Origin of the sequence: Natronococcus amylolyticus DSM 10524 (genome assembly GCF_000337675.1) — an archaeon.
Taxonomy (GTDB): Archaea; Halobacteriota; Halobacteria; order Halobacteriales; family Natrialbaceae; genus Natronococcus; species Natronococcus amylolyticus.
On sequence record NZ_AOIB01000025.1, the window covers coordinates 1 to 24196 of the forward strand.

Annotated in this window: 29 protein-coding genes and 1 tRNA gene; 16 read left to right on the forward strand and 14 right to left on the reverse strand. The window is 66.7% G+C overall.

Features of this window, described 5'->3' with window-relative positions; translation table 11 throughout:
• From C491_RS11025 to C491_RS11035, 3 genes are all read right to left on the reverse strand, one after another.
• A partial coding sequence (locus C491_RS11025; RefSeq protein WP_005556188.1) for a mechanosensitive ion channel domain-containing protein occupies positions 1 to 526 on the reverse strand: 526 nt, incomplete at its 3' end.
• Positions 523 to 771, reverse strand: a complete 249-nt coding sequence (locus C491_RS11030) for a YhbY family RNA-binding protein (protein ID WP_005556189.1) — start codon at positions 769 to 771, stop codon at positions 523 to 525. The genes C491_RS11030 and C491_RS11025, both read right to left, overlap by 4 nt.
• Positions 772 to 825: 54 nt before the next feature.
• A complete protein-coding gene (locus C491_RS11035) occupies positions 826 to 1104 on the reverse strand; it encodes a ribonuclease P protein component 4 (RefSeq protein WP_005556190.1) in 279 nt (92 codons plus the stop codon).
• 159 nt (positions 1105 to 1263) lie between these two features.
• On the opposite strand from C491_RS11035, the gene C491_RS11040 reads away from it, so the two are divergent.
• Genes C491_RS11040 through C491_RS11055 form a run of 4 tightly spaced genes read left to right on the forward strand, consistent with a single transcriptional unit; the run spans position 1264 to position 6549 of the window.
• Complete coding sequence (locus tag C491_RS11040) at positions 1264 to 3042, forward strand: ABC transporter substrate-binding protein (RefSeq protein ID WP_005556191.1); 1779 nt, start codon at positions 1264 to 1266, stop codon at positions 3040 to 3042.
• Positions 3043 to 3046: 4 nt separating this feature from the next.
• Positions 3047 to 3910 carry a phosphatase PAP2 family protein gene (locus C491_RS11045; protein WP_005556193.1) on the forward strand — a complete coding sequence of 288 codons (864 nt, stop codon included), beginning with the start codon at positions 3047 to 3049 and terminating at the stop codon, positions 3908 to 3910.
• 54 nt (positions 3911 to 3964) lie between these two features.
• Positions 3965 to 5713 carry an ABC transporter substrate-binding protein gene (locus C491_RS11050; RefSeq protein ID WP_005556194.1) on the forward strand — a complete coding sequence of 583 codons (1749 nt, stop codon included), beginning with the start codon at positions 3965 to 3967 and terminating at the stop codon, positions 5711 to 5713.
• Positions 5713 to 6549, forward strand: coding sequence for a phosphatase PAP2 family protein (locus C491_RS11055; RefSeq protein ID WP_005556197.1), 837 nt, complete (start codon positions 5713 to 5715; stop codon positions 6547 to 6549). Before C491_RS11050 ends, C491_RS11055 begins: the two co-directional genes overlap by 1 nt.
• 81 nt (positions 6550 to 6630) lie before the next feature.
• Here the strand turns inward: C491_RS11055 and C491_RS11060 are convergent, their stop codons facing one another.
• Positions 6631 to 6993 carry a hypothetical protein gene (locus C491_RS11060; protein ID WP_005556199.1) on the reverse strand — a complete coding sequence of 121 codons (363 nt, stop codon included), beginning with the start codon at positions 6991 to 6993 and terminating at the stop codon, positions 6631 to 6633.
• Between the two features lie 139 nt (positions 6994 to 7132).
• Between C491_RS11060 and C491_RS11065 the strand changes: the two genes are divergently transcribed.
• Together C491_RS11065 and C491_RS11070 are read left to right on the forward strand one after the other, a co-directional pair.
• The gene (locus tag C491_RS11065) at positions 7133 to 7471 is read left to right on the forward strand and encodes a hypothetical protein (RefSeq protein WP_005556201.1); all 339 of its coding nucleotides are present in this window, start codon (positions 7133 to 7135) and stop codon (positions 7469 to 7471) included.
• A gap of 140 nt (positions 7472 to 7611) precedes the next feature.
• The gene (locus C491_RS11070) at positions 7612 to 8250 is read left to right on the forward strand and encodes a hypothetical protein (RefSeq protein WP_005556202.1); all 639 of its coding nucleotides are present in this window, start codon (positions 7612 to 7614) and stop codon (positions 8248 to 8250) included.
• A 54-nt stretch (positions 8251 to 8304) separates the two neighbouring features.
• Here C491_RS11070 and C491_RS11075 read toward each other — a convergent pair whose 3' ends face one another.
• Complete coding sequence (locus C491_RS11075) at positions 8305 to 9057, reverse strand: DUF2797 domain-containing protein (protein WP_005556204.1); 753 nt, start codon at positions 9055 to 9057, stop codon at positions 8305 to 8307.
• A 50-nt stretch (positions 9058 to 9107) separates the two neighbouring features.
• Positions 9108 to 9707, reverse strand: coding sequence for a class I SAM-dependent methyltransferase (locus tag C491_RS11080; RefSeq protein WP_005556206.1), 600 nt, complete (start codon positions 9705 to 9707; stop codon positions 9108 to 9110).
• Between the two features lie 103 nt (positions 9708 to 9810).
• Between C491_RS11080 and C491_RS11085 the strand changes: the two genes are divergently transcribed.
• The 3 genes from C491_RS11085 (at position 9811) to C491_RS11095 (ending at position 12298) form a co-directional block, all read left to right on the forward strand.
• On the forward strand, positions 9811 to 10158 hold the full coding sequence (locus C491_RS11085) for a BsuPI-related putative proteinase inhibitor (protein WP_005556208.1): 348 nt from the start codon (positions 9811 to 9813) through the stop codon (positions 10156 to 10158).
• Positions 10159 to 10268: 110 nt separating this feature from the next.
• Complete coding sequence (locus C491_RS11090; RefSeq protein ID WP_005556210.1) at positions 10269 to 11171, forward strand: CbiX/SirB N-terminal domain-containing protein; 903 nt, start codon at positions 10269 to 10271, stop codon at positions 11169 to 11171.
• A gap of 2 nt (positions 11172 to 11173) precedes the next feature.
• Positions 11174 to 12298, forward strand: a complete 1125-nt coding sequence (locus tag C491_RS11095) for a DR2241 family protein (RefSeq protein ID WP_005556212.1) — start codon at positions 11174 to 11176, stop codon at positions 12296 to 12298.
• Between the two features lie 56 nt (positions 12299 to 12354).
• Here the strand turns inward: C491_RS11095 and C491_RS11100 are convergent, their stop codons facing one another.
• The 3 genes from C491_RS11100 to C491_RS11110 form a co-directional block, all read right to left on the reverse strand.
• Positions 12355 to 12972 (reverse strand): DUF7524 family protein, encoded by a 618-nt coding sequence (locus tag C491_RS11100; protein ID WP_005556214.1) that lies wholly within the window; start codon positions 12970 to 12972, stop codon positions 12355 to 12357.
• 15 nt (positions 12973 to 12987) lie between these two features.
• Positions 12988 to 13182, reverse strand: coding sequence for a methytransferase partner Trm112 (locus C491_RS11105; RefSeq protein ID WP_005556217.1), 195 nt, complete (start codon positions 13180 to 13182; stop codon positions 12988 to 12990).
• A 103-nt stretch (positions 13183 to 13285) separates the two neighbouring features.
• The gene (locus C491_RS11110; protein WP_005556218.1) at positions 13286 to 14665 is read right to left on the reverse strand and encodes an adenylosuccinate synthase; all 1380 of its coding nucleotides are present in this window, start codon (positions 14663 to 14665) and stop codon (positions 13286 to 13288) included.
• Between the two features lie 330 nt (positions 14666 to 14995).
• Here C491_RS11110 and C491_RS11115 point away from each other — a divergent pair, with 330 nt between their 5' ends.
• Positions 14996 to 15301, forward strand: a complete 306-nt coding sequence (locus C491_RS11115) for a hypothetical protein (protein ID WP_005556221.1) — start codon at positions 14996 to 14998, stop codon at positions 15299 to 15301.
• A gap of 81 nt (positions 15302 to 15382) precedes the next feature.
• On the opposite strand, the gene C491_RS11120 is transcribed toward C491_RS11115, so the two are convergent.
• From C491_RS11120 to C491_RS11135, 4 genes are all read right to left on the reverse strand, one after another.
• Complete coding sequence (locus C491_RS11120) at positions 15383 to 17215, reverse strand: bZIP transcription factor (protein ID WP_005556223.1); 1833 nt, start codon at positions 17213 to 17215, stop codon at positions 15383 to 15385.
• A gap of 37 nt (positions 17216 to 17252) precedes the next feature.
• A complete protein-coding gene (locus C491_RS11125) occupies positions 17253 to 17546 on the reverse strand; it encodes a UPF0058 family protein (RefSeq protein ID WP_005556225.1) in 294 nt (97 codons plus the stop codon).
• 101 nt (positions 17547 to 17647) lie between these two features.
• Positions 17648 to 18820 (reverse strand): ABC transporter ATP-binding protein, encoded by a 1173-nt coding sequence (locus C491_RS11130; RefSeq protein WP_005556227.1) that lies wholly within the window; start codon positions 18818 to 18820, stop codon positions 17648 to 17650.
• Positions 18821 to 18906: 86 nt separating this feature from the next.
• Positions 18907 to 19374 (reverse strand): DUF5793 family protein, encoded by a 468-nt coding sequence (locus C491_RS11135; RefSeq protein ID WP_005556229.1) that lies wholly within the window; start codon positions 19372 to 19374, stop codon positions 18907 to 18909.
• Positions 19375 to 19541: 167 nt separating this feature from the next.
• Between C491_RS11135 and C491_RS11140 the strand changes: the two genes are divergently transcribed.
• The 3 genes from C491_RS11140 to C491_RS11150 all read left to right on the forward strand — a co-directional run bounded on the left by C491_RS11140 (position 19542) and on the right by C491_RS11150 (position 21031).
• Positions 19542 to 20213, forward strand: coding sequence for a class I SAM-dependent methyltransferase (locus C491_RS11140; protein ID WP_049891803.1), 672 nt, complete (start codon positions 19542 to 19544; stop codon positions 20211 to 20213).
• Positions 20214 to 20244: 31 nt separating this feature from the next.
• Positions 20245 to 20315, forward strand: a tRNA-Gly gene (locus tag C491_RS11145).
• Between the two features lie 245 nt (positions 20316 to 20560).
• Entirely contained in the window at positions 20561 to 21031 is a 471-nt protein-coding gene (locus C491_RS11150) for a hypothetical protein (RefSeq protein WP_005556233.1), read from the forward strand.
• A 266-nt stretch (positions 21032 to 21297) separates the two neighbouring features.
• On the opposite strand, the gene C491_RS11155 is transcribed toward C491_RS11150, so the two are convergent.
• Positions 21298 to 21576, reverse strand: a complete 279-nt coding sequence (locus tag C491_RS11155) for an amphi-Trp domain-containing protein (RefSeq protein WP_005556235.1) — start codon at positions 21574 to 21576, stop codon at positions 21298 to 21300.
• Positions 21577 to 21697: 121 nt separating this feature from the next.
• On the opposite strand from C491_RS11155, the gene C491_RS11160 reads away from it, so the two are divergent.
• From C491_RS11160 to C491_RS11170, 3 genes are all read left to right on the forward strand, one after another.
• Entirely contained in the window at positions 21698 to 22264 is a 567-nt protein-coding gene (locus C491_RS11160; RefSeq protein ID WP_005556237.1) for a GNAT family N-acetyltransferase, read from the forward strand.
• Between the two features lie 320 nt (positions 22265 to 22584).
• Positions 22585 to 23562 (forward strand): flap endonuclease-1, encoded by a 978-nt coding sequence (fen, locus tag C491_RS11165; RefSeq protein WP_005556239.1) that lies wholly within the window; start codon positions 22585 to 22587, stop codon positions 23560 to 23562.
• Positions 23563 to 23821: 259 nt separating this feature from the next.
• A complete protein-coding gene (locus C491_RS11170; RefSeq protein WP_005556241.1) occupies positions 23822 to 24127 on the forward strand; it encodes a hypothetical protein in 306 nt (101 codons plus the stop codon).
• The last annotated feature ends 69 nt before the right edge of the window (positions 24128 to 24196 follow it).

Genomic DNA, 24196 nt, shown 5'->3' on the forward strand with positions numbered 1-24196 from the left:
CCCCGCCGGTGAGCGCGGAGTTGGGGACGGTCAGCAACTCGTTGTCGAACGTTCGGACGCGGGTCACGCGAAGGCTGATATCCTCGACGACGCCGGCGTAGTCGCCGCCGTCCCACTCGATCCAGTCGCCGATCCGGAACGGCTTGTCGGCGTAGATGAAGATTCCCGCAACGAAGTTCGAGATGACGTTCTGCATCGCCAGCCCGACCGCGAGCGCCCCGGCCGCGGCGATACCGGCCAGGGAGACGAGGAAGTTCTCGAAGCCGGCGAAGCCGAACGCGGCCGCGACGGCGACGAAGAGGATGCCGAACCGCGTCAGCATCAACAGCGGATTTCTGACGTGTTCGTCCAGTTCGCGCCGATCAAACGCGCGGTTGACCAGCGGCACGAGGACGAGCCGCCCGATCATCACCACGACGACGAACGCGGCGAGGAACCGGAGTCCCGTGATCGCGATGTCGACGAGCGTCGCCGTCTCGAGCGCGCCGAAATCCTGAACCTGAGCGAGCGTTCCCGCGGCGTTCATCGGTACAGAACCGCCGTGTGACCGCGGACGTCGACGAGTTCGGCGTTAACTCGCTCGGCGAGATCAGTCGCTTTCTCGTCGGTGGAGTCCCCGGCTCGAGCGGCTCGCAGGAACTTCACCTTCACGAGGTCCTCGTTCGAGAGCTGATCGTCGAGCTCGTCGACGACCGCCTCGAGCCCGCTCTTGCCGACCCAGACGGTGACGTCCAGATCGTGGGCCTTTCGCTTTCGCTCTTCGATATCCATACCCCCGCATAGCAACGCAACCCGTTTGAATCTTAGCAATATCGGACGGACGCCCTACTCCCGGTAGGGGTATCTCGCCTGGGTGCCACAGTCACAGGTGATGACGACGTGGCCGTCTCGAGTCCGAACACGGGCGTTTTTCCCCGGTCTGAGGTACGCATCACAGGCGTCACAGGTGAACCGACGGAACTCGCGGGGGAGCGCGATCCGGTTTCGCTCCGCGACCCGGCGTGCGAGTCGCACGTAGTATCGGGCTCGTTCCTGGTCGCCGTCCGCGGCCGCCGCTCGAGCCAGTCCGTGAAGGCGGTCGATTCGCTCGGCGGCGACGGTCATAGCTGCACGTTTCGCACAGCTTCACATTGATGTTACGGAACGTCAGAGACGGATGAAACGGCGTTTATCAGCCGCATATGTCCTCAACAGTCCCGTTTAGGACACGCATAGAGCACAAAGTTGTTATGTAGCTACACCAAATCGAGATAGCAAGACGGAATGCATCGTCAGTCAACTACTCGGTCGAACGGCATCGATCGACGCTCGGTGCTAGCAGCGGGTGTCGCCGGACTCGCCACCGCGACTAGCGGCTGTATCGATCGCGTCGAGAGCGCCGTCGGACAGGAGACCGACCGCCTTTCGCTCTCTATCACCACGGTTCCCGCGGACGGCGACAGAGAGGCCGTCCGGATCGCCCGCCACCTCGAGGAACACCTCGAAGCCGTCGGGATCGATGCCTCACTCGACATGCGCTCGCGCTCGAACTTTCTCGAGGCCGTCCTGATCGACCACGAGTTCGATCTCTACGTCGGACGCCACCCCGCCGACTACGACCCCGACTTCCTCTACGAGACCCTCCACTCGGCGTACGCGAACGAATCGGGCTGGCAAAACCCTCTCGGCTTCTCGAGCATGCCCGTCGACGGCCACCTCGAGGCCCAGCGACGGGTCGACGGGGAGCGCCGGCGGGAGCGGATCGCGACGTTGCTCGAGGGGCTGGCCGAGGAGAAGCCGTTCGATCCGATCTGCTTTCCCGAGGAACACCGCGTGGTTCGAACCGATCGCGTCGACGGCTGGAACGCCGACCATCCGGAGAGCCGCCACGGCTACCTCGGCCTCGAGCCGAGCGAGGACGTCGATCGGCTTCGTGTACTGGTCACCGATGCCCGGATCTCGCGGAACCTGAACCCGCTGTCGGCGACGCTTCGCGAGCAGGGCTCGACGATCAATCTGTTGTACGACTCGCTGGCGACCGAGCACGACGGCGAACTCGTCCCCTGGCTGGCCGAGGACTGGGAGACGACGACGATCGAAGAGACGGAAGACGACGACGCGATCACCCGCGCGACGGTAACGCTCCGCGAGGACTGCGAGTTCCACGACGACGAACCGGTTACCGCCGACGACGTCGCCTTTACGTATCGGTTCCTCGAGGACACGGCGCTCGGCCGGGCCGAGTTCACGTCGCCGGCTCCCCGCTACCGGAGCCACGTCTCGACGCTCGAGGACGTCACCGTCGAGAGCGACCGCGAGCTCCGCCTCGAGTTCTCGGCCGGCTTCGAGGCCGCCGAACGCGCCCTCACCGTCCCGGTCCTCCCCGAACACCGCTGGCGCGAACAGGTAGACGCCCGCGCCGAGACCACCGAGACGTTCACCGCGATGCAGGGGCAGTGGGGTCTCGTGACGATGGACAACGTTCCGGCGGTCGGCAGCGGCCCGTTTCGCTTCGAGAGCCGGAGCGAGCGCGAACACCTCACCCTCGAGCGCTACGACGATCACTTTACCCGCCGCGAGGATGTCGACCTCCCGTCGGTCGAAATCGAGCAGTTGCAGTTCGGGATCGACCCCGGGAGCGCCTCCTCGATCGAACGCGTCGCGAACGACGGCGCGGACCTCACGGCATCGATGCTCGAGGCCCACGCGCTCGATACGATCCCGGACGAGCCGGAGATCGACCACCTCGAGTCGCCGTCGCAAACGTTCTACCACGTCGGATTCAACGCGCGAATCGAGCCGTTCAGCAATCCTCACGCTCGACGGCTGGTCGCCGGGCTGCTCGACAAGGCTTGGCTCGTCGAGGAGGTGTTCGACGGACACGCCACACCGACTGCGACGCCGCTTCCAGAGGAGTGGGTTCCCGAGCGATTGACGTGGGACGGCGACGATCCGATCACACCGTTTTTCGGTTCCGACGGCGACCTCGACGTCGAGGCGGCCAGGGACGCCTTCGAGGACACCGGCTACCGCTACGACGATCACGGGCGGCTCCGCCTATAACACAATGTACGCCGAGGTTCTCACCCGGGTCCTGACACAGGTCGCCGTCGTCGTCGGGATCTTGCTTCTGACCTCGATCGCGCTGTTCGTCGGTCGCGGCCGGCTCGTCGAGACCGCGAGGGAGTGGCGATCCAGGCTCCGAGCCACGGCGCCCGCGGTCGCGGTTCTGGCCGCCGTGTTGGGACTCAACCGCGTCGTTCGCTGGCGGGGCGACGAGATCGAAGGCGCGATCGGCTTCCACATGACCGAGACGTTCTACGACCTCGAGGGGGAGTTCGTCCTGCTCTTCCAGTCGATCGCGACCGAGGAGCTGACCGCCTACTTCTCGTTCATCTACGTCTACGGCTACGCGTTCCTCCTGATCTTCCCGGGAATCGCGTACTTCGCGCTGTCGGACACACGGACCTTCCGCCGGCTGCTGACAGCGTACTCGCTGAACTACGTGCTCGGACTGGCGTTTTACCTGCTGGTCATCGCCTACGGCCCGCGAAACGTGATGCCCGAGGAGCTGACGGTAACGATGCTGTACGACAACAGCCCCGAGTACCAACACCTCACCCGGGAGGTCAACCGTAACACCAACGTCTTCCCCTCGCTGCACACCTCGCTTGCCGCCACCGTCGGCGTCTTTGCCTACATCACGCGCTCGAGCTACCCCTACTGGTTCCCCGTCGCGGCCGTCCTCGCGGCCAGCGTCGCGATCTCGACGATGTACCTGGGGATCCACTGGGCGATCGACGTCGTCGCCGGGCTGGTCCTCGCCGGCGTCTGTGTCCGGCTCTCGGGAGTCCTCGTCGGCCGACAGCCAGTCGCCCGGTTCCGTCGGTACCTCGATCGGCGACCGACCCCGCGGGACGACCGCGAGTAAGCCCGAACGCAATACTGTTATACCGACACTGGCTGAACTGAAGGTATCCACCGAATGACCGACGAGAAGACGGCATCCCCCGGGCGTCCCCGTAGTCGACGCGCGGTTCTCGCCGGCACTGCGGGGCTCGCCGTCGCGACCAGCGGCTGCGTTCGCCAAGTTCGAACCGTCGTCAACCGTGACGCGGTCGATCAGCTCTCCGTGACTATCGTCACCCTGCCGGCCGACGGCGACCGCGAGGGGATCCGCCTCGCCAGGGAGGTCGCCGCCGTCCTCGAGGCCGTCGGCGTCGACGTCTCCGTCGATATGCGTTCGAACGAGGAGTTCCTGCGGGCGATCCTGATCAACCACGAGTTCGACCTCTACGTCGGTCGCCACCCCGGCGGCACCGATCCGGACTTCCTCTACGAGGCGTTGCACTCGGTCTACGCCGAGGAGTCCGGCTGGCAGAACCCCTTCGGCTACGCGAACCTGCAACTGGACGACCTCCTCGAGGCCCAGCGTCTGGCCGACGGCGAGGAACGGGAGGCCGTCATGGCGGAGTTGCTCGAGGAGCTGGCTCGCGAACAGCCGTTCGTCCCGATCTGCGTGCCCGAAGAACACCGCTTCGTCCGGACCGACCGCTTCGACGGCTGGGGCGAGGCCCACCCGGCGACCCGGCTTGGCTACCTCGAACTCGAGGCCGGCGACGACGTCGACCGGCTGCGGACGGCTCACACCGACGCACGCATCTCCGAGAACCTCAACCCGTTGACGGCCGAGTACCGCGATCACGAGCCGTTTCTCGAGCTGGTGTACGACTCGCTCGCGACCGAACGCGACAGCGAGATCGAGCCCTGGCTCGCCGAGGACTGGACGTACGACGACGGCACCCTTCGAGTCCGGCTCCGCGAGGACTGCCGGTTCCACGACGACGAACCGCTCGACGCCGACGACGTCGAATTCAGCTACCGGCTGCTACAGGATACCGAGCTCGAGGACGGCGAGTCGCCGTCGCCCCCGCCGCGGTACAGAGGGCTGGCGGCAGCCGTCGACGCGATCGACGTCGACGGCGAGCTCGACCTCGAGTTCGAACTCGACGCGGGCGAGGCGGTCGCCGAGCGCGTCCTCACCGCGCCGATCCTCCCCGAACACATCTGGACCGAGCGGGCCGCGCCCGCCACCGTTCGCGGCGTCAGCGTCGCCCAGGGAGCCACCGAGGCGGTCACGGTCGACAACGTCCCCCCGGTCGGGAGCGGTCCGTTCCGCTTCGGGAGCCGGACTGAGCGCGAACACGTAACCCTCGAGCGGTTCGACGACCACTTCACCCGTCGCGAGGACGTCGACCTCCCCGAAGCGAGCGTCGAGGAGCTTCGAATCCAGATCGATCCGCGAAGTACGTCGGCGATCGAGCTCGTCAGCACGGACAGTGCCGACATTACGAGCGCGATCCTCGAGACGTACGTCCTCGACGATCTCGAGCCCGCCCCGGAGACGGCACCGCTCGAGTCGCCGTCGTGGACGTTCTACCACCTCGGGTTCAACACCCGTCGGGCGCCGTTCGCAAACGCCCGATTCCGACGTGCGGTCGCGAGGCTGCTCGACAAGGACTGGCTCGTCGAGGACGTCTTCCACGGCTACGCCGCGCCGACCGCAACGCCGGTCACCGAGGAGTGGACGCCCGAGGAACTCGCCTGGAACGGCGAGGACCCGGCGACGCCGTTTTTCGGTTCCGACGGCGAGCTCGACGTCGAGGCCGCCAGGGAAGCGTTCGAGGACGCCGGCTTCAGCTACGACGACGGCGCGCTCCGGGTGAGACGCTAATGTTGGTCCAGGTGTTGCTCCAGCTGGCCGTCGTCGTCACCCTGTTGACGCTCGCGGGAATCGCGGTTATCGTCGGTCGCTACCGGCTCCGGGATACGCGTCGCGAGTGGGCGTCTCGACTTCGCGCGGCCACGCCGATCACGGTCGTCCTCATTGTCGTGTTGCTCGGCAACGGCGTCGCCAGACAGGTCGTTCCCGATCTCTCCTGGATGTTCGGCTGGAACCTCACGTGGGCGATCTATGACATCGAGGGCCAGTTCATTCTCTGGCTGCAGTCCTTCGAGACGTCGGCGCTGACGGCGTTCTTCTCGTTCGTCTACATCTACGGCTACGTCTTCCTGCTGGTCTTCCCCGTGGTCGCCTACTTCGCGCTATCGAACACGCGACCGCTGCGGGAGCTGCTGACCGCCTACACGCTCAACTACGTGCTCGGACTGGTGCTGTACACGCTGGTCATCGCCTACGGACCGCGCAACATGATGCCCGAACTCGTCGAGGCGCTGATGTACGACACCTACCCACGCTACCAGCACCTCACCAGACAGGTCAACCGCAACACCAACGTCTTCCCCTCGCTGCATACCTCGCTGGCCGCCACCGTTGGCATCCTGGCCTACCAGACCCGGGCGGTCTACCCGCGCTGGGCCGTCGTCGCGGTCCCGCTCGCGATCAGCGTCGCGATCTCGACGATGTATCTGGGGATCCACTGGGCGATCGACGTCGTCGCGGGAATCGTCCTCGCGTACGTCTGCGTGGAACTCGCGGGCCTCCTCGTCGGTCGGTGGTCGGTCACCGAGCGGTTCGACGTTGGAAACCCGCTCTCCCGGCTGCGCTGAGGGCTCGAGCGAATTCGGTTTCGCTCGAGACGGGAGCCGGCCGCGTCGCTATGGGAACGGAAAAACCGAAAAGACGGGTCGTTACTGGTCCTCGAGCGCGTCGGCGATGCGTTTCAGCGCGCGGGTCTGGTCGCGCATCTCGTCGCGGAGCTGTCGGACCTCGCGGACGAGTTCCTCGTTACCCTCGTCCTGGCCGCCGGGGCCGCCCGGACCGCCGCCGGGGCCGCCGCCCATCATGCCGCCCATCATCTGGGCGAACGGGTTGCCGCCGCCACCGCCCATGCCGCCGGGGCCGCCACCGCCGCCGCCGAACGGGCTCTCGGGCGGCTCGCCCTCGCCTTCGCCCTCCTCGGCGCGCTTTTCGCGGATCTCCTCGACTCGCTCTCGGAACGACTTCTCCTCGCCCTCGTCGCCGACGTCGTTAGGTTCGTTTTCGTCAGCCATACGTTCGGGTTCCGTAGCGCAGCGGAAAAGGATTGCCATGTTACCGATCGCCGACGCGTTTATCCGGCGCTACGCGAGCGCGCGCTCGGCTGGTGCATGCACAAGACCGAACCCGCGACCCGTGCTACGATTGCTACCTATGGACGACTCCAGCGCCGATCGGGATCTGATCGTCAGCGAGGGCCGGTACGCGATCGTCGACGCGGCGGACGACGAATCGACTGACTACTGGTTCGTTCTCGAGGGCGGTGATCACCGTCTCCCGATCGCGGGCGACGAGTTGGACGACGCCGCGACCGCCCTCTCGCGGTTTCGGAACGCGCGGTCCGACCCCGAAGGAAGTCGTCCGGAGTCCCGCGACGGCGTCGAGCTGACCTGCCAGGACTGCGACACGACCTGGACCTACACCGGGAGCGACGAACACGCAGCCTGTCCCAACTGCGAAACGGAGGTTCCCGTCGGCGGTATCGGTCCCTGAACGGGACGCGACGTCCTCGAGGTGGGGACCACGAACACTCAAGCCAAACGCTTCCGCCGATCGTCGTCGAAGGGGTCGGCGTGCAACCGAACGTCGATCTCGAGACTGACACCCCCGACCCGAGGAGTCAGTGACCGCCCGTGGATCGAAACCCCACCAGACGGCAGACGATCGCGGGGATCGGAAGCGCGGTCGCCGTCGACACCGCCGCGAGTGCGAGTGCGAGCGCGAGCGCGCAGCCAACCGACGCCGTCGTCGACGCCGACCGCGACGGCGAGGACGACTACCCGCTGTGTCTCTACAAGCCGGACGACGACGGCGAGTGGCAGCCAGCACTCCCGATCAACGTTCACGCCCGCGCCGACGGCTCGAAGCCCGCGTTCGAGGCCGTCGAGGACGGCTTCACCGGACTCGGCAACCTCGAGTGGACGCCCGCCCTCCCCGACGCGACTGCGAAGGCGTGGGACCCCGAGGCGGCGGAACTCGTTCCGCCGGACGCCTCCTACCGACGGCTGCGGCTGGGCGACGAGTGGGACCACGTCCACGTCTGGCGTGTCGACGACGACCGGGCCGCGATCCACGCCCACCTCGACGTGCTCGATCTAACCGCCTCACACTTTCACCGAGGAGACCACTACGGCGAGGCGGCTGCAGACGTCGTGGCCCACCTAACTAGCGAGGGATGGAGCGAGCGAACGCCCTACGATATCGACTACGGCGTCGAGGACGCCCGCCTCGAGCGCTGGGGCGAGACGGGCGACGCGAAACTGGAGTACTGATCGCGCTCGAGGTGCCGAAACAGTCTGTCGAAGAGGCGCACCTGTTGGACCCGATCAGCCGAACGATCCCAGTGACGACTGGAGGTTTCGGCTGCTCGCGCCCTCCGTTATCTCGTAGCCCACGAGGTCGCGCATGTCGACGGCGTAGGTCGTCCCGCCCGTCTCGAGGACCAGCAGCCGTCCCTTCACTCCGCGGACCGTTCCCGAGGCGATCGTCTCTCGAACAGGGCGACTCTGGAGGTCAAACCCGTACTCGAGGTCGAACCGGTCGATAACGTCGAACTCAGCGAGGACCTCCTCCCAGGCCGCTTCGTCGACGGTATCGGCCAGCGAGGCGACTTTCGGGCCCGTCCTGACGCGATCGACCAGCCAGTCGGCGATCTCGGCCTCGAGTTCGCGGGCGATCCGGCCGTTCGAGACCGTGTGGACGTGGGCCGCCCGATCGGCACCCTGCTCGCGGAGGCGGGTCTCGAGGCGCCTGGACTTGGTGACGCCGACCTTGAACGTGTCCGGGGCGAACGCGGCGACGTAGACGGCGTGTTCCTGGTAGCAGTCCATCTCCGGCTTGAGGCAGTCCCCCGTACAGCGGGCACAGACCCACGTGCTCGTGTGGTACTCGCAGTAGGGCGGCCTCGCGCGGTCGCAGGAGACGTGTTCGCCGTCGTCGATCGTCCCGGCACAGCGCCGCTCGCCGAGGGCGTACGAGAGCTCCCTGTCGGGCTCGAGCGGAACGGACTCGACGCTTCCGCCGTCGCTCACCAGCAACGCCGACCCGCGTCCGCTCGGTTCGTAGCCCACGAGTTGCACGCGGTGGCGTTGGTGGCGAGCGCGGATAGGCGTGCTGCTCCGACCCGGGGCTACCGTTCGCGTTCGAAGACCAGCCCGTAGTGGTACGGCGGCAGCTCGAGCGCGCGGTCGGCGGCGAACCCGCCGTGTTCGAGGACAACGTTGCGAGTCTCGTCGGGGCCGGCGCGGAGCTCGGTCGGCGGACCGCGGGGTTCGCCTCCGAGGGTCGTCTCCTCGCGCGGACGATCGGCCCAGTTGATCACGACGAACGAGCCGCCCGGCCGAAGCGAGTTCGCGACGGCCTCGAGTAGCCGTTCGCGGTCGTCGACGCCGTGGAAGGCGTTCGCCAAGAGCACCGTCTCGACCGGCTCGGGGAGGAGCTCGTCTAAGTCGCGGGCGTCGCCGCGGATCGTGTGCACGTTCTCGATCCCCTGCGCGGAAGCGACGTCGTCGAGGGCTGCGAGCAAGTCGGCCTCGAGGTCGACGGCGTACACCGGCGCGGGCTCGACGATCCGGGCGGCCGGCAGCGCGAAGTAGCCGTCGCCCGAACCGACCTCGGCGAGGGTCGTCCCGCGGTCGATTCCGAGTCGGCGAAGCGTCGCCCCCGGCGTCGGCCAGAGCTTCCCCCACCAGTCCCAGTCGGGCTGGCCCGTGTTCCGGAACGGATCCATGCGGGAAGCACTCTCCGACGGTTCGTATGCGTTCCGTTCGCGCGCTAACGGGTCAGTCCGTGCCGGCTGAAGAACTATACGGCGGGCCGGCACAGGTCCGCGTATGGCACTCGAGGGACGGCTCGAGGCGGAGGTAGCGTCGAACGGGGAAGCCGATGCGGTTCGGTTCGAGTTCGCCGTAACGAACGCGGGTACCGACCCCGTCGAGCTTCGGTTCTCGGACGCCTGCAAGGCCGAGTTCGCCGTCGAGGACGAGGGTCGGGAGGTATGGCGCTACACCGACGGCCGGATGTTCGCCCAGATGATCAGCTCCGAGCGGATCGCCCCCGACGAGACCGCGACCTACGAGGCCGAGTGGGAGGAGCCCCGCTCCGGCGAGTACACCGCCGTCGCGGAGCTGCGCGCCCAAGAAGGGAGCTGCGAGGCACGCACCGAGCTCTCGGTCCCGTAGCCGACCGCTGGCGGCTTGCGGTCGATGGGCCGTTGCTCGAGTCGTCGGGAACGGCGGCGACCCCTGCTCCCAGCGAAGTCCCTAAACGCCACCCCTCCTAACGGCCGCGTATGCAAGCGCTGGTCGTCGCGGCACACGGGTCGCACCTGAATCCGGACGCCTCGGATCCGACCTACGCCCACGCCGACACCGTCCGCGAGACGGGGGCGTTCGACGAGGTCCGCGAGGCGTTCTGGAAGGAGGAACCGCACTTCCGGGAGGTGATCCGCACCCTCGAGTCCGACGAGGTGTTCGTCGTTCCCCTCTTTATCAGCGAGGGGTACTTCACCGAGCAGGTCATCCCCCGCGAACTCCGACTCGAGGACTGGGACCCCGAGAAGTGGGACTCCGACGGGACCGACGCCTCGCAGGTTACGCTCGAGGCGACCGACGTCGGGAAGACGGTCCACTACTGTGGCCCCGTCGGTACCCACGACGCGATGACCGACGTCATCGTCCAGCGTGCCGAGAGCGTCACCGACGATCCCGACGTCGGCGACGGTGTCGGCCTCGCGGTCGTCGGCCACGGCACCGAGCGAAACGAGAACTCGGCGAAGGCCATCGAGTACCACGCCGACCGCATCCGCGAGCGGGACCGCTTCGACGAGGTGAAGGCCCTGTTCATGGACGAGGAGCCGGAGGTCGACGACGTCACGGACTTTTTCGAAAGCAGCGACGTCGTGGTGGTTCCGCTGTTCGTCGCCGACGGCTACCACACCCAGGAGGACATCCCCGAGGACATGGGGCTGACCGAGGACTACCGCCTGGGGTGGGACGTCCCGACGGAGGTCGACGGCCACCGGATCTGGTACGCCGGCGCCGTCGGCACCGAGGGACTGATGGCCGACGTCCTCCTCGAGCGGGCGGCCGACGCCGGTGCGGAGCTGGGCGACGCCCTCGAGCGCGTTCGCGCCGCGACCACCGGGAGCGACGGTGTGGCGACCGACGAGTCGGAACCGACGGCGGGGGACTGAGCGTGGCCGACTCGCTGCCTGGTCTCGACGCTCTGCTCGCCGCCGCCGACGAGGGAGTCGCCCTCGACGGCCTCGCTCTCGAGCGAGCGGACGACGAGACGTACACCCTCGAGACGCCCGATACTCGCGAAACCGGCCTCGAGGAAGGGGAACTCGAGGACGCCCTCGAGTCGATCCCGGCGCTCGTCTCGAACTGGCGCTACTGGGACACGATCGGCGGCAAGGGGACGGCCCGGCGGGCCTTCCTCCGGTGGTGCGAGCGGGCGCCCCCGACCGACGCGACGACCGAGGACCGAACGCTCGAGGACGCCCCGTTCGACGTATCGTCGCGCTACGACGCCCTCGAGGATGGGATCGTTCGAGAGTGGGGACAGCTCCGGATCACCGTCGAGCTGGTCGACGGGGGCGAGGGCGAACGGCGGTACGAACTCCGTCACGTCGACGACGCCGACCGCGCCCGCGAGGAGCTCGAGCGCCGCGAGGACCCCCGAGACGCCCGCGAGCTCTCGACGTACGACGGGGACGGACGCTACCGACCGCTGAAGACCGCGCCGACGCTGCGGTCGGGCTGGGTCTTCCCCGAGCTTTCGGGCCGAGCGCTCGTCGAGGCAGTCGACTTCTTTTATCCGGCAACGATCGCCAACTGGCACCGCGAGCGACGCGGCGAGCTCGACGTCGACCACTGGCTCGAGACCGCCGAGCGCCAGACGGGAATCTACGACGTGATCGACGAGCTGCCCCGGGAGGCCGTCGACTGGATGGCGGAAGCCTGCTGCGTCGACTCGCAGTGTCTCCGCCGTCGGGAGTGGGAGCACGAGGAGGGCGACGAGCTCGAACCCGAGGGCGGCGACGGTCCGTTCCCCTGTCGAGAACCCTGTTCGCTCGTCGTCGCGGCCGCACGAAAGTGGGCGATCCTCGAGTCCGAAGACGAGCGCACGTACGAACTCGAGCTCACGACGAGCGAGCTCAACCAGCTCGCCGAACTGATCGACGCGGTCGCGGACGGCCGAATCGACGAGATCCGAGAGGCCGACGTCAACGACGGGGCGAACCGCTACCGGGCGCGGTACCTCCGAGCGAAGCGATTCGACGAGGACGGCGGGCTCGAGGCGACGAAGCGGGAATAAAAACGGTAGTAGCCGTTGAATCCGGTAGTAGCCGTTGGAGCTCAGTGCACTCCTGTTCAGCGACTACTAGAGGGTCGGAATCGCAACCCGACTGCGGCGACGACGACCACTGCGACGACGGCGAAGACGGCGACGGCGGCCGTCCCGCCGGCTATCGTGGCGACGGCGAGCGCAACGGCGAGTGCGACGACGACGGCGCCGAGCGCGAGTGCGGCCAGGGCTGCCGGCCCAACGTCGCCGGGCAGGCCGAGGTCGCCGAACAGCGGTTCTGCCGGCTCGGACGACTGGACGGTCGGGGACCGCTGTGGTTTCGAGAGCGATTCGTCGACCTCGACCCGATCGGGTCCGGGTTCGACGGTGACGGCGATCGCGGCCGATTCGGCGCCGTACCCCGTCGAGACCTCGAGGTATCCCTGAACTGGGTCCTCGAGCCCGCCTGCTTCCACCTCGATCGGGACCGGGGTTCGAGCATCGGCCTCGACGTAGTAGTTCGACTGAGGAAGCGAGGCGACGCGGGCGAGTTCGTCGTCGAGCCGGCAGTGGACGTGGGTCGGGGAGTCGTGGCCTTCGAGGAGCAGGGTGAACGACTTGGCGGTCTCGAACGTGGCGGTCGCTGCCTCGAGTCGCTCGGACGAGTCGCGGTTGACGTGGACGGTGACCGCTGGGGTGAACACGGTTCAGAGAGGCGCTCAGGCGGGGGATTTGTCGCGCATGTCCGGCGGCAGCAGGTTCGGGATCCCGTCCTCGACGGGGTATCGCTCGCCACACTCGGTACAGACGAGGGTTCCGTCGATGACCTCGTCGCCTTCGTATTCGGCGTCTTCGAGCTCCAGTTCGTGCTTGTCGAGCGGGCAGCAGAGGATCTCCAGCAGCGACTCCTTCATACTACGACAGGCGAACGCATACAGCAAAAGGCTTCGGGAACGCCTCGATGACGGCCGGATTCCCTCGAGCGCGACGCCCGTCAAACCGAGACGCCAAACTGCCCTACTCGTAGGGGTTCTCGACGACGACAGTCTCCTCGCGACCGGGACCGACGCCGACCGCGTAGATATCGGCCTCGAGCTCGTCGGCGACGTACTCGAGGTAGCTGCGGGCGTTCTCGGGAATTGCCTCGTACCCCTCGTCGGCGACCGCGCTCCAGTCGACGTCGTCCCAGCCCTCGAAGGACTTTAGGTTCGCCTCACAGTCACCCCACTCCTCGGTCGTCGGCGGCATCGCGAGCAGCTCCTCGCCGTCGAGTTCGTAGCTGTGGCCGACCTTCACCTCCTCGAGGCCCGCGAGCACGTCGATATGGTTGATCGCGAGGCCGGTGAAGCCGTTGACGCGCGCGGAGTGGCGCAACATCGGCATATCGAGCCAGCCGACGCGGCGGGGGCGACCGGTAACGGTCCCGTACTCGCCGCCCTCCTCGCGGATGTACGTTGCAAGCTCCTCGTTCTCGCCGTCGCCCTGTTCGTCGTACCCAGGTGTATCACCCTCGACGCCGCCGAGTTCGGTCGGCAGCGGGCCGCTCCCGACGCGCGTGAGGTAGGCCTTGACGATGCCGATGATCTCGCCGTCCGCGATGACGTTGGGGCTGAGGCCCGTGCCGACTGCCGCGCCGCCCGCGGTTGGATTCGAGGACGTGACGTAGGGGTAGTTCCCGTGGTCGATGTCGATGACGGTCCCCTGTGCGCCCTCGAACATGACGGTCTCGTCGTCGGCCATCGCGTCCGTGAGGAACGCGCTCGCGTTGACGGTCATGTCCTGCTCGTCGAGTCGCTGGCCGATCTCGCGGAACTCCTCGAAGAGTGCGTCGACGTCGAACGCGTCCGGGTTCTCGAGGTCCGAGACGTCGGCGCCGTAGACGTCCTCGACGAGCGTGCGCTTCTGTGGCACGACGTACTCGAGTCGGGCCCGGAGCACGTCGGGGTCGAGCAGGTCGCCGACGCGGACGCCGCGGCGACCGGCTTTGTCCTCGTAGGTCGGGCCGATGCCGCGACCGGTCGTGCCGACTTCCTGGTCGTCCTCGCTCTTGACGTCCTCCTCGATACCGTCGAGGACGCGGTGGAACGGCAGGATGACGTGGGCGCGTTCTGCGACCCGAACGTCGGGATCGAGGCCTTTCTCCCGGAGCGTCTCGATTTCGTCGAACAGCGTCCGTGGGTTGACGACGCAGCCGTTGCCCAGCACGCCGACTTTCCCCCGAACGGCGCCGGAGGGAACGAGCGACAGCTTGTACTTCTCGCCGCCGTGAACGACGGTGTGGCCTGCGTTGTCGCCTCCCTGGTAGCGGGCGACGACGTCGGCGGCGTCGCCGTAGAGGTCGACGACCCCACCCTTGCCTTCGTCGCCGAGTTGAGACCCGACGATTGTGACGGTCATAACAGCGGCGGATTCTTGCCCGGTCGATAAACAGATTACGGTCTGTGCGGACGATCAACGGGGGACGATGTCCACGAACGCGAATAGGTACCGCGACAGAGCGGCCCGCGCGCCGATCGTCCCTCCATCTCCGTGCAACGGCCGCGCACCCGTCGCCGCTTCCCCGCCGAACCGGTTCGGCGAGCCGAACGGATTCGTGACAGCGATCGCCTGCAGGCACATGCGACCGGAAGCGTTAACTACTGACAGGAATTGACACACTGTTGAGAGTGGTCGTTTCACTCGCAGAGAGTAACTTTTAAAGGCCCCAAAGACAAGTTAACAAATGCCATGATAGACCGACTTGAGAAGGAAGTCGATATGTTGGAACGACATCTGCAGGTCCTGAAGATGGTTATCGAGAACGAGCCGATCGGGATCGTCAAGATGTCGAACGAGACGGGCTACCCCCACCACAAGGTGCGGTACTCGCTGCGAGTCCTCGAGGAGGAGAACCTCATCGAGCCCTCGAGCCAGGGTGCGATCAAGACCGAGCGCACCGCCGAGTTCGTCGACGACCTCGACGGCAAGATCGACGACATCGTCGATAAGCTCGACGGGATGAAGATCGAAGACGTCGCCGAGATCGAAGGGTAGTCTCTCTTTTGTCGTCGTTTTGCCCGCAGCGTCGGTAGCGGTGCGAACGGGTGCCGACGAGCGACGACCGCTCGCTCGAGGCTACAGTTCGGGGACGGTAAGGTGGAACCCCTCCGACCGCGACTCGGCGAGACAGAGGTGGTACCCCGCGTTGTTGACGTAGCTCAGCCGCGAGCCGCGGCTGAGAAAGCCGCTCTTGGTCGCCTCCTCGACGACCTCGAGCGCGCCGGGTTCGAAGTAGCTCCGGGTGACGACGAGCGCGGCCGCCAGCTCCGGGTGGCGATCGGCGACCGCCGCCGCGTCGGTTGCGACCGACTCGAGTCGGTCGCGCGAGACCGGCTCCCGCGAGTCGTTCAGTGCCGCCACGAGCAACGGGTGGCCCATCTTGTCGTAGGCGACGACGTCGAACGCGACCGTCTCGGTGCCGTCCTCGGTGTCGGCTCCGATCGAAAGCTCGCTTCGAAGCTCGACGCGGTCGATCCGCGTGATCCCCTCGTAGAGGTCGGCGAGCCCGTCCGCACGACCGGTGTCCCGGATCTCGAAGAATAGCTCAGTCGTGAGCCACTCGAGGAAGCGAAACTCCATCGAGTCGGTCAGCGCCTCGGCGAAGGGAACGCCGTCGACGGTGGCGCCGACGTCATCGAACCGCGTGTGGTACTCGAGTCGCAGGTTCGCGTCGACCTCGCTGCGGTCGACGCGGTCCTCGTGGGCCGTCCCGAGCGTGGGCTGGCTTCGCGAGTCGTACCGGACGAAGAGGTTCGTCTGCGAGAGCGCCTCGCCGATCCCGAAATCAGGTCCGGACGAGGGTGACTGGCCCTCGAGTTCCGCCTCGAGGGACTCGATCCGCGCTCGAAGCTCGGCGACGGTCGACGACAGTTCCTGGTTGCGCGCGCGAAGCCGCTCCCGTTCGGCCTCGAGGCGTCCGACGGGGTCCTCGATATCGCGTGCATCGCCGGAATCGGATTCCTCGACGGGCGTCGTCGTCTCGGCTGCGCCGTCGGCTTCGGTCGGCTCCTCGGAGTCGGGCGGGGCGTCGGCGTCCGGTTCCGGCGCGTTCGACGACGCCGACGGCTCCTCGGCGGCGACAGCCCCGTCGCTCGGAGCGTTCGCGACGTTGCCGTTCGGTTCCGAATCAACCGAGGGGACGCTCCGCGACTCCTGCCAGCGAGTCTCATCCTCCTCGAGGTCGTCCGTCTCGACCGGGTCGTCGTCGTTCGCACTCGGAGTCCCCGCGGAGGCTGTCGCGGTCGCGTTCGATCCGGCCGGCTTCGGTCCGACGGTCGCTCGCTGCTGGCGATCGGATGCCGGATTCGGCTCGTCGGACCGCGTATGAGTCTTCGGGGCACCAGCGTCTCCGGTGTCAGCTGCTGGCGGAGCGTCGACCGCGTCGGCGACGTCCGCAACCTCGACCTCGACGTCGATCACGTCGTAGATGCCGACCTCGTCGACCGCTCGCTCGAAGGCCTCCTCGCCGACGAGCAGTCGTTCGGCGTTACCGATGTACGCGACCGCCATCCGTCTGCCGCCATAATAAACCAAGTAGTAGTCCCCGCTGAGAACGTTCTCGCTCAGTTCGACGTAGCCGGTGAACGCCCCCTCCTGAAGGGTGTCGTCGACCTCCTCGAGAGGCGTCTCGTTCGTGTAGTACTGCCCCCGCGGCGCGCCGCGTTGGGCCTCCATCGAGCAGAGCAACGGGAGTGCCCGGTGGGGCGCCTCGTAGGCGGTTCCGGAGCCGCCTGCGACCGCCTCGAGGTCGCCGTCGATGACGCCGACGATACGGCCCCCGAGCAGGAACACCCAGGTGTCGTCGACGTCGACGGCACCGGAGAAGTCGGCGCCAGCAAGCGCGTGGAGATCCCCATCGAACGGGCGGGAATCCCAGCGCTCGACGCGCTCTTGCGTGCGCGAGTCCATGCGACAACAACCAGGATCCGGGACAAATACGTTTCGTCTATATCCTGTCTCTTATACACATCTNCTCGGCGTCCTCGGCGAGTTCCTTCATGCGTTTGCCGATCCGCCCGGCACTCGAGAACTCGTCCTCGCTCATCGCCTTGGCCAGCGCGTTGCCCAGCACGAAGACGGCGTGTTTGTGCTCGCTCTTCGATTTGTGGACGTGCGAGGGATCGACATCGAGCTGGCGGTACGGATCGAACAACTCCTCGTCGACCTCCTCGCGCTCCGAGAAGTACTCCATGATGACGACGAGTTCTTCGTGGAGTTCGAGGAGTTCGTCCTTGTGCATATCCACGTGTAAGGAGGGTTTTGGTTTAAGCATTGCGTGGCGACGCGTCGCAAAACAGCTACGTCGGGCGGAAAGGCCTGAAGACGGCCCGGTGACGGGGCTCAGTCGGCTGCGACCGAGGGCGTTCGCTCGCGCTGGCCGACGGGGAACCAGGCGAGTTCGTGGTCGGCGGTGACCCGCACCGCGACGCGCTCGTCCAGGTTGATCCGATCGGAGTGGTTGTGCATACACTCGATCGTCTCGCCGGTGTCGAGTTCGACCCGGTAGAGCACGGTCGGTCCGAGGTACCGGCGGTAGACCACGGTGCCGTCGGCGGGGGCGTCGGTGTCGGCGGCCGGGTAGGCCGTCACGTCGTCCGGGCGAACGAGGAGATCGACCGAGGTTCCGTTGTACTGCTCGGCGAGGCCGTTGACGTTGTCGCGTAACACCCGTCCGAGCGCGGTGTCGACGTGGTCGCCTCGTACGTCCCCGGCGAGGAAGCTCGCGTGACCGAGAAAGCCCGCGACGAAGCGGGACTCTGGCTGCTGAAAGACCTGTTCGGGCGTGTCGATCTGCTCGATGTCGCCCTCGTTCATTACCGCGACCCGGTCGGAGATCGACAGCGCCTCCTCCTGGTCGTGGGTCACGGAGACGGCGGTGACACCGGCGGCCTTGATGATTCGGCGAACCTCCTCGCGCATCTCGACGCGCAGGTCGACGTCGAGGTTCGAGAACGGCTCGTCCAGCAGTAACATCTCGGGTTCGGGCGCCAGCGAGCGGGCGAGCGCGATTCGCTGCTGTTGTCCCCCCGAGAGTTCGTCCGGATAGTCCTCGCCGTGGTCCTCGAGACCGACCAGCTCGAGCAGTTCATCGACTCGCGCTTCACGGTCGGGTTCGTCCCACTCCTGTAGTCCGAACGCGACGTTCTCGCGGGACGTGAGGTGTGGAAACAGTGCGAACTCCTGAAAGACGACCCCCGTTCCGCGTTCCTCCGGCGGGACGAACCGGCCCTCGCCCGCGACCGAGGTCTCCTGGAGTTGGATGGTGCCCGCGTTCGGTCGCTCCAATCCTGCGATCAGTCGGAGCGTCGTCGTCTTCCCGCAGCCGGAGGGACCGAGGAGGGTGAGAATTTCGCCGTCGCGAACGGACAGCGAGAGGTCCGAGATCACGTCCTCGGTACCGTACCGTTTCGCGACGCCGTCGAGTTCGAGGACGACATCCTTGTCGGATTCCGGAGACGGGGTTCTCGACTGCCTTGCGTCGGTCGCCGACGTGAGTAGTTGTCCGTTCGCCATATCGATTTCCGGCGTCTGCCGGCGTACATTCGATTTAGGCGTGCCTAAAACACTTATAATTGCCGGTCGGTTCCCGCGGCCTGGGTTTAGAGTTCGACGCCACTGGGGATGAGACTGTGCTGGCGGAGGAGGTTCCCGTCCTCGTCGTAGACCAGGAACGTGCCCTTGTCGTAGCTGACGAACTCCTCGCCATCGAACAGGATCTCGATCTCGTACCGCCCGTCGCCGCTCCCGTTCTCGCCGTAGCCGCGTGCGGCCCGAATGAACCGCAGGACGTTGTCGGCGTCCTCGTTGAGTTCCAGCAGGAACTCGCCCGTGGTTCGGTTGGCGACGCTCACGACGCCGTCGGTTTCCTCCCCGAGCGGACCTTGGAGACGGAGGGCGGCGTCGGTCTCGCTCGCCTCGAGGACGTCCCCGTCGGGAGCGGTAAGGCGCTCACGGAGTGCCGTCGCTGGACCGGTGAAGTCGATCGATACCGACGGTTTCGCCGGCTCGCCGTCGGTCTCGACCCAGTCGACGTTGCTGACATCCAGTGTGAAGTGCTCGCGCCTCATTCCGTACCCTCGCTTGGTACTCCCACCGTATGAACGTAACGCAAGACTACTCCGGTCTTCGACGGATCCGTCGATGGAGCCGGTTCGCGTGGGCAAACGTGGTCGTGACGACGACCGCTCGAGTCATCGAACGCTTTTTGCGCGCTCGCGCTCTCCGTGCGACCGAGATGGACCACCGGCGGGCCGTCCGCGACACGTACGATCGGATCGCGACCCACTTCGCCTCGACCCGCGAGTACGCCTGGCCCGAGGTCGAAGCCTTTCTCGAGGAACCCGCACCGAAGGGAGCCGTCGGGCTCGACCTGGGGTGTGGCAACTGCCGCCACGCCCAGCTACTGGCCGACGCCGACGGGATCGACCGCGTGATCGGCCTCGACGTCAGCCGCGGCCTGCTCGAGACCGGGCGCGAACGGGCTCACGAGCGCGAGTTCGACGTCTCGCTGGTTCAGGGCGACGCTTCGAGCCTGCCGCTAACCGACGATAGCGTCGACGTCGCCGTCTACGTCGCAACGCTGCATCACTTGCCGACGCGAGCGACGCGGCTGGCGAGCCTGGACGAGCTCGCGCGCGTCCTCGCCCCCGACGGCCGCGCGCTCGTCAGCGCCTGGTCGACCGCCCACGACCGATTCGACGAGACGGAGGGGTTCGACACGACCGTCGAGTGGACCCTCCCGGGCGGCGAGGCCGTCGACCGCTTCTACCACATCTACGACCCCGCGGAGTTCGAGCGCGACCTCGAGGCGAGCGCCCTCGAGGTCGTGGAGTGGGAGCTCTCGAGCGGGAACTGCTATGCGACCGTCGCGGGCGGGGAACGCGTCCCTCGAGCCGAAACGGAATAGCCTTAAACGAGGAACGAAAACGAAAGAGTGCGCGCGGATGGTCTAGTGGTAGGACCTGAGCCTTCCAAGCTCATGGCCCGGGTTCAAATCCCGGTCCGCGCATTTCTGCTGCGAGCAATCCCGCGAGCAGCAGAAATCGCATTAGGGATTTGAAGTAGAGAAGACGCAGCGCGCGAGCGAAGCGAGCGCGACCGTCTTCGCGTAGTTCAAATCCCGGTCCGCGCACCCTACAAAAGACGCCACCTCGAGCGACCAAACCACCTCCTTCGACTCGAGCACTACCCCCGAATCGGCCCCTTGCAGCTCCCGGCACCGCCACTACTGAAACTGGAGTCGGAGAACCGGGTATGGGCACCAGATACGAGGAAGGAGACGTCGTCGCGACACCCGACGGCCGCGGCGTCGTCGCGGCCGTCCTGACCGAATCGTTCGAGTTTCCTCAGAACGGGGACGATCTCGCCGAGGTCTCCGCGAACGACGACCAGCCCGCGTACGTCGTCGGTCTCGAGGCCGTCGGCTCGGCGGTCTACCGCGCCTCGGCGCTCGAGACCAGCGACCTCGAGGACCGGGACGCGACCGAATCGACCGACGAGGAGGCGCTGACCGAAGTCGTCGACGAGGACGTCAACGGCCTCGATGGCCTCCCGGAAGGCTGGGATCGGGACAGCGTTCTCGAGTACTGGTCGTCGATCGGCGGCTCCTGGGAGTCCTGCGTCGACGACATGGCCGACGAGTTCGAGGAGGAACGCGCGAAGGAACACTGCTCGGCGATGAAGGACGAAGTGATCCGAAGCGAGCGCTGGCGAAACCGGTTCTGAACCGTCGGTCGCCCCGTTGACCGAGGTGGACCCAATCTGTTTTGGGGCCAGGGATATCCGGGAACGACCCCTCGTACCGAGTGTGGAGTAGCGAGCTCCCACTCTTCATAACCACCTTCCAACGTTCGACAGCCGGGGCTATCGCGTTCGGTGTCGAACCGTGAGAACGACCGACGGACGCGCGGCTGTCGTCCTCGAAACGATGTACCACGAAAACGGGTATCGCTGTGGTCGGTGCCCCAGCGATCCGGGCGCAGGCCGGTCTGTTACTCGTCGTCCGAACTCGGGACGAGCCACTCCAGTTCGATCTCGAGTTCGATCTCGTCGTGGTCGTCGTCCTCGGGTTCGCGCTCGAGTTCGACCTCGAACTCGAGGTTGTCTTCGGGCAGCGCGACCGTCACGGAGTCGTCGTCGGTCGAGACCGTCAGCTCCTCGCCGTCCTCGAGTTCGTCGGCGAGGTTGCGCAGCCAGTCGGCGGCCTGTTCGGGCGACTGTTCGAGCTCCGCCTCGAGAAGTTCCTCCTCGTGATCTTCTTCGTCCGTCATCACCCACACAGAGGGAGCGTAAGCGGAAAAATCCGCCCGTTGAATTCGCCACTGCGGGAATGGGCAGGATGAACGAAAACGGGGCGTGACTCTTAGGCCCTGCGTCGACGAACGATCATCCGTGGAGTACGAACTACTGGGCTGGCCGCCGGACGGACCGAAACTTCGCCTCGACCACGAGCGGTTCAGCTACGCCGGGAAGTTCGTTATGACGAACACCGGAAAGGCCGTCGCGCGCGAGGACGGCGACCTCGTCGCGGCGATCGCGTTCAACGAGGACCGCACGGACGAGGCGACCCTCTGGCTGCGGTACGTGACGGTCGCCGGCGACCGCCGCGGGGAGGGAATCGGCCCCGAACTCGTCCGACTCGTTCGAGACCACGCGACGGAGCGCGGGTACGATCGCCTGCGGATCGCGGTCAACAATCCCTTCGCCTACGAGGCGCTGTACAGAGCGGGCTTTGGCTACACCGACGAGACGACCGGGATCGCGGAGCTGATCCTCGAGTACCCCGCTCCCGTCGACAGCTCGAGCAACGAGGGCGCGACCGACGAAGGGACGAGCCGCGAGCGCTACCAGGCGGGGCTCTCGGCGTTTCGCGAGCGTGATCTCTCGACGGAGGAGGAGGCGTTCCTCGAGGCGCGGCGGGATCGTGGCCCGCCCGACTCGAGCGCGGACGACGGGTGAGCGGCCCCGCGAGGCAGTCCTCGACTGGCCCGGTGGCTGCGGTCGACGGACCACCCGTTCGCTGGCGCGCAGCGGCGCGGCGAGTGCAACGAGACGCGCCGCGAACCGCGAGGGGCGAGCGAGCGGTCCACGCGAGCGAGTCGGCTGGGGAGGGCAAGGCGTTCTCCCGTCCTCGCGCGAGTGAGTGGCGTCCCTGCCCACACTCCGCCTTCCCACGCTCGAGAGGCTATCACTCGAGGAATCGGCTCGACGGCTTTCGTCGTCGACGGCCACGATCCGGAAGCCAACGATTCAAACCCCGACGCGTCCAACGACCGGTAATGGGTAACGCTGCACTGCGGGACATCGCGGTCATCGAGGACGTGCCGTTCGACGAGATCGAGGGCGTCATCGCCGTCGACGCCCACAACTGGCTCTATCGGTATCTGACGACGACAGTCAAGTGGACCTCGAGCGAGAAGTACACCACCGCCGACGGCACCGAAGTCGCGAACCTCATCGGCATCGTCCAGGGCATCTCCCGGTTCTTCGAGCACGACGTCACCCCCGTCATGGTGTTCGACGGCGGCCCCTCACAGCTCAAAGAAGACGAGATCGAATCCCGCCGGGAGCAGCGCCGAACGTACGAGGAACAGCTCGAGACCGCCCGCGAGGAGGGCGATCAGGTGGCCATCGCCCAGCTCGAGTCCCGCACCCAGCGGCTGACCCCGACGATCCAGGAGACGAGCCGCGAGCTGCTCGAGCTGCTCGACGTGCCCGTCGTCGAGGCGCCCGCGGAGGGCGAGGCCCAGGCGGCTCACGTGGTCAAACGCGGTGACGCCGACTACGTCGGCTCGGAGGACTACGACGCTCTGCTCTTCGGCGCGCCGCTGACGCTGCGCCAGCTGACGAGCAAGGGCGACCCCGAGCTGATGGATCTCGAGGCGACCCTCGAGCGCCACGACCTCACGCTGGAGCAGCTGATCGACGCCGCCATCCTCATCGGAACGGACTTCAACGAGGGCGTGTCCGGAATCGGGCCCAAGACGGCGATCAGCGAGATCACCGAGCACGGCGACCTCTGGAGCGTGCTCGAGGCCCGCGGGGACACCGTCGAGTACGGCGATCGGGTTCGCCAGCTGTTCCGCGATCCGAACGTTACCGACGACTATGCCTTCGAGACGACGATCGAACCGGACCTCGAAGCCGCCCGCGCGTACGTCACCGACGAGTGGGGCGTGGCGGCCGACGAGGTCGAGCGCAGCTTCGAACGCATCGAGGAGCAGGCCACTCAGACGGGGCTGGACCGCTGGACGTGAGCCGACGCGACGCCGGGGCCGACGGAGCCGTCCCTCCCTCGCCGGCGACTGTTTCGATGATCGAACGACCGGTTTCGAACGAAACGTGCCGGACGTACGCGGGTGTCCGCGCCAACCATCAGGAAGAATCATCCCATAGTTTCGCCGATCGGATCGCCGTTAGCAGTCGGATAGGTCGCTCGAGACAGACCGGGGCGATCGCCTTACCTGAGACATAATAATCCGTGGCGTGGCAGTAGCCCTGGTCGGGTGAACGCCTATGTCCGAACAGACCGAACGCGGTGGCTCCCAGTCGAACGAGAGTCGTCCGCCGGAGGAACAACCGCGCGGTTCCCGGTTCGCTCCCGGGGCGTGGATGGCCTCGACCGCCGTCCAGACGGTCGTCATCCTCGTCGGTCTCGCAGTCGTCCTGTTCGCCGTGGGGCAAGCGGTCGGCGCCGACCTCCTCGGCATGGTCGGTGACGCGCTCGCCACACACACCGGACAGTGGCTCGCGGTGGCGGTGCTCGCGTTGATCCTCGTCATCGCGGCGCTGCGAGCGATGAGCTTCGCGCGGCCTCGGTAACGCGCCGAGTCTGATCCGATCGACGTAGTCGTCGCTCACCCATTCTTTACGCACCAGACCTCGAGAAGC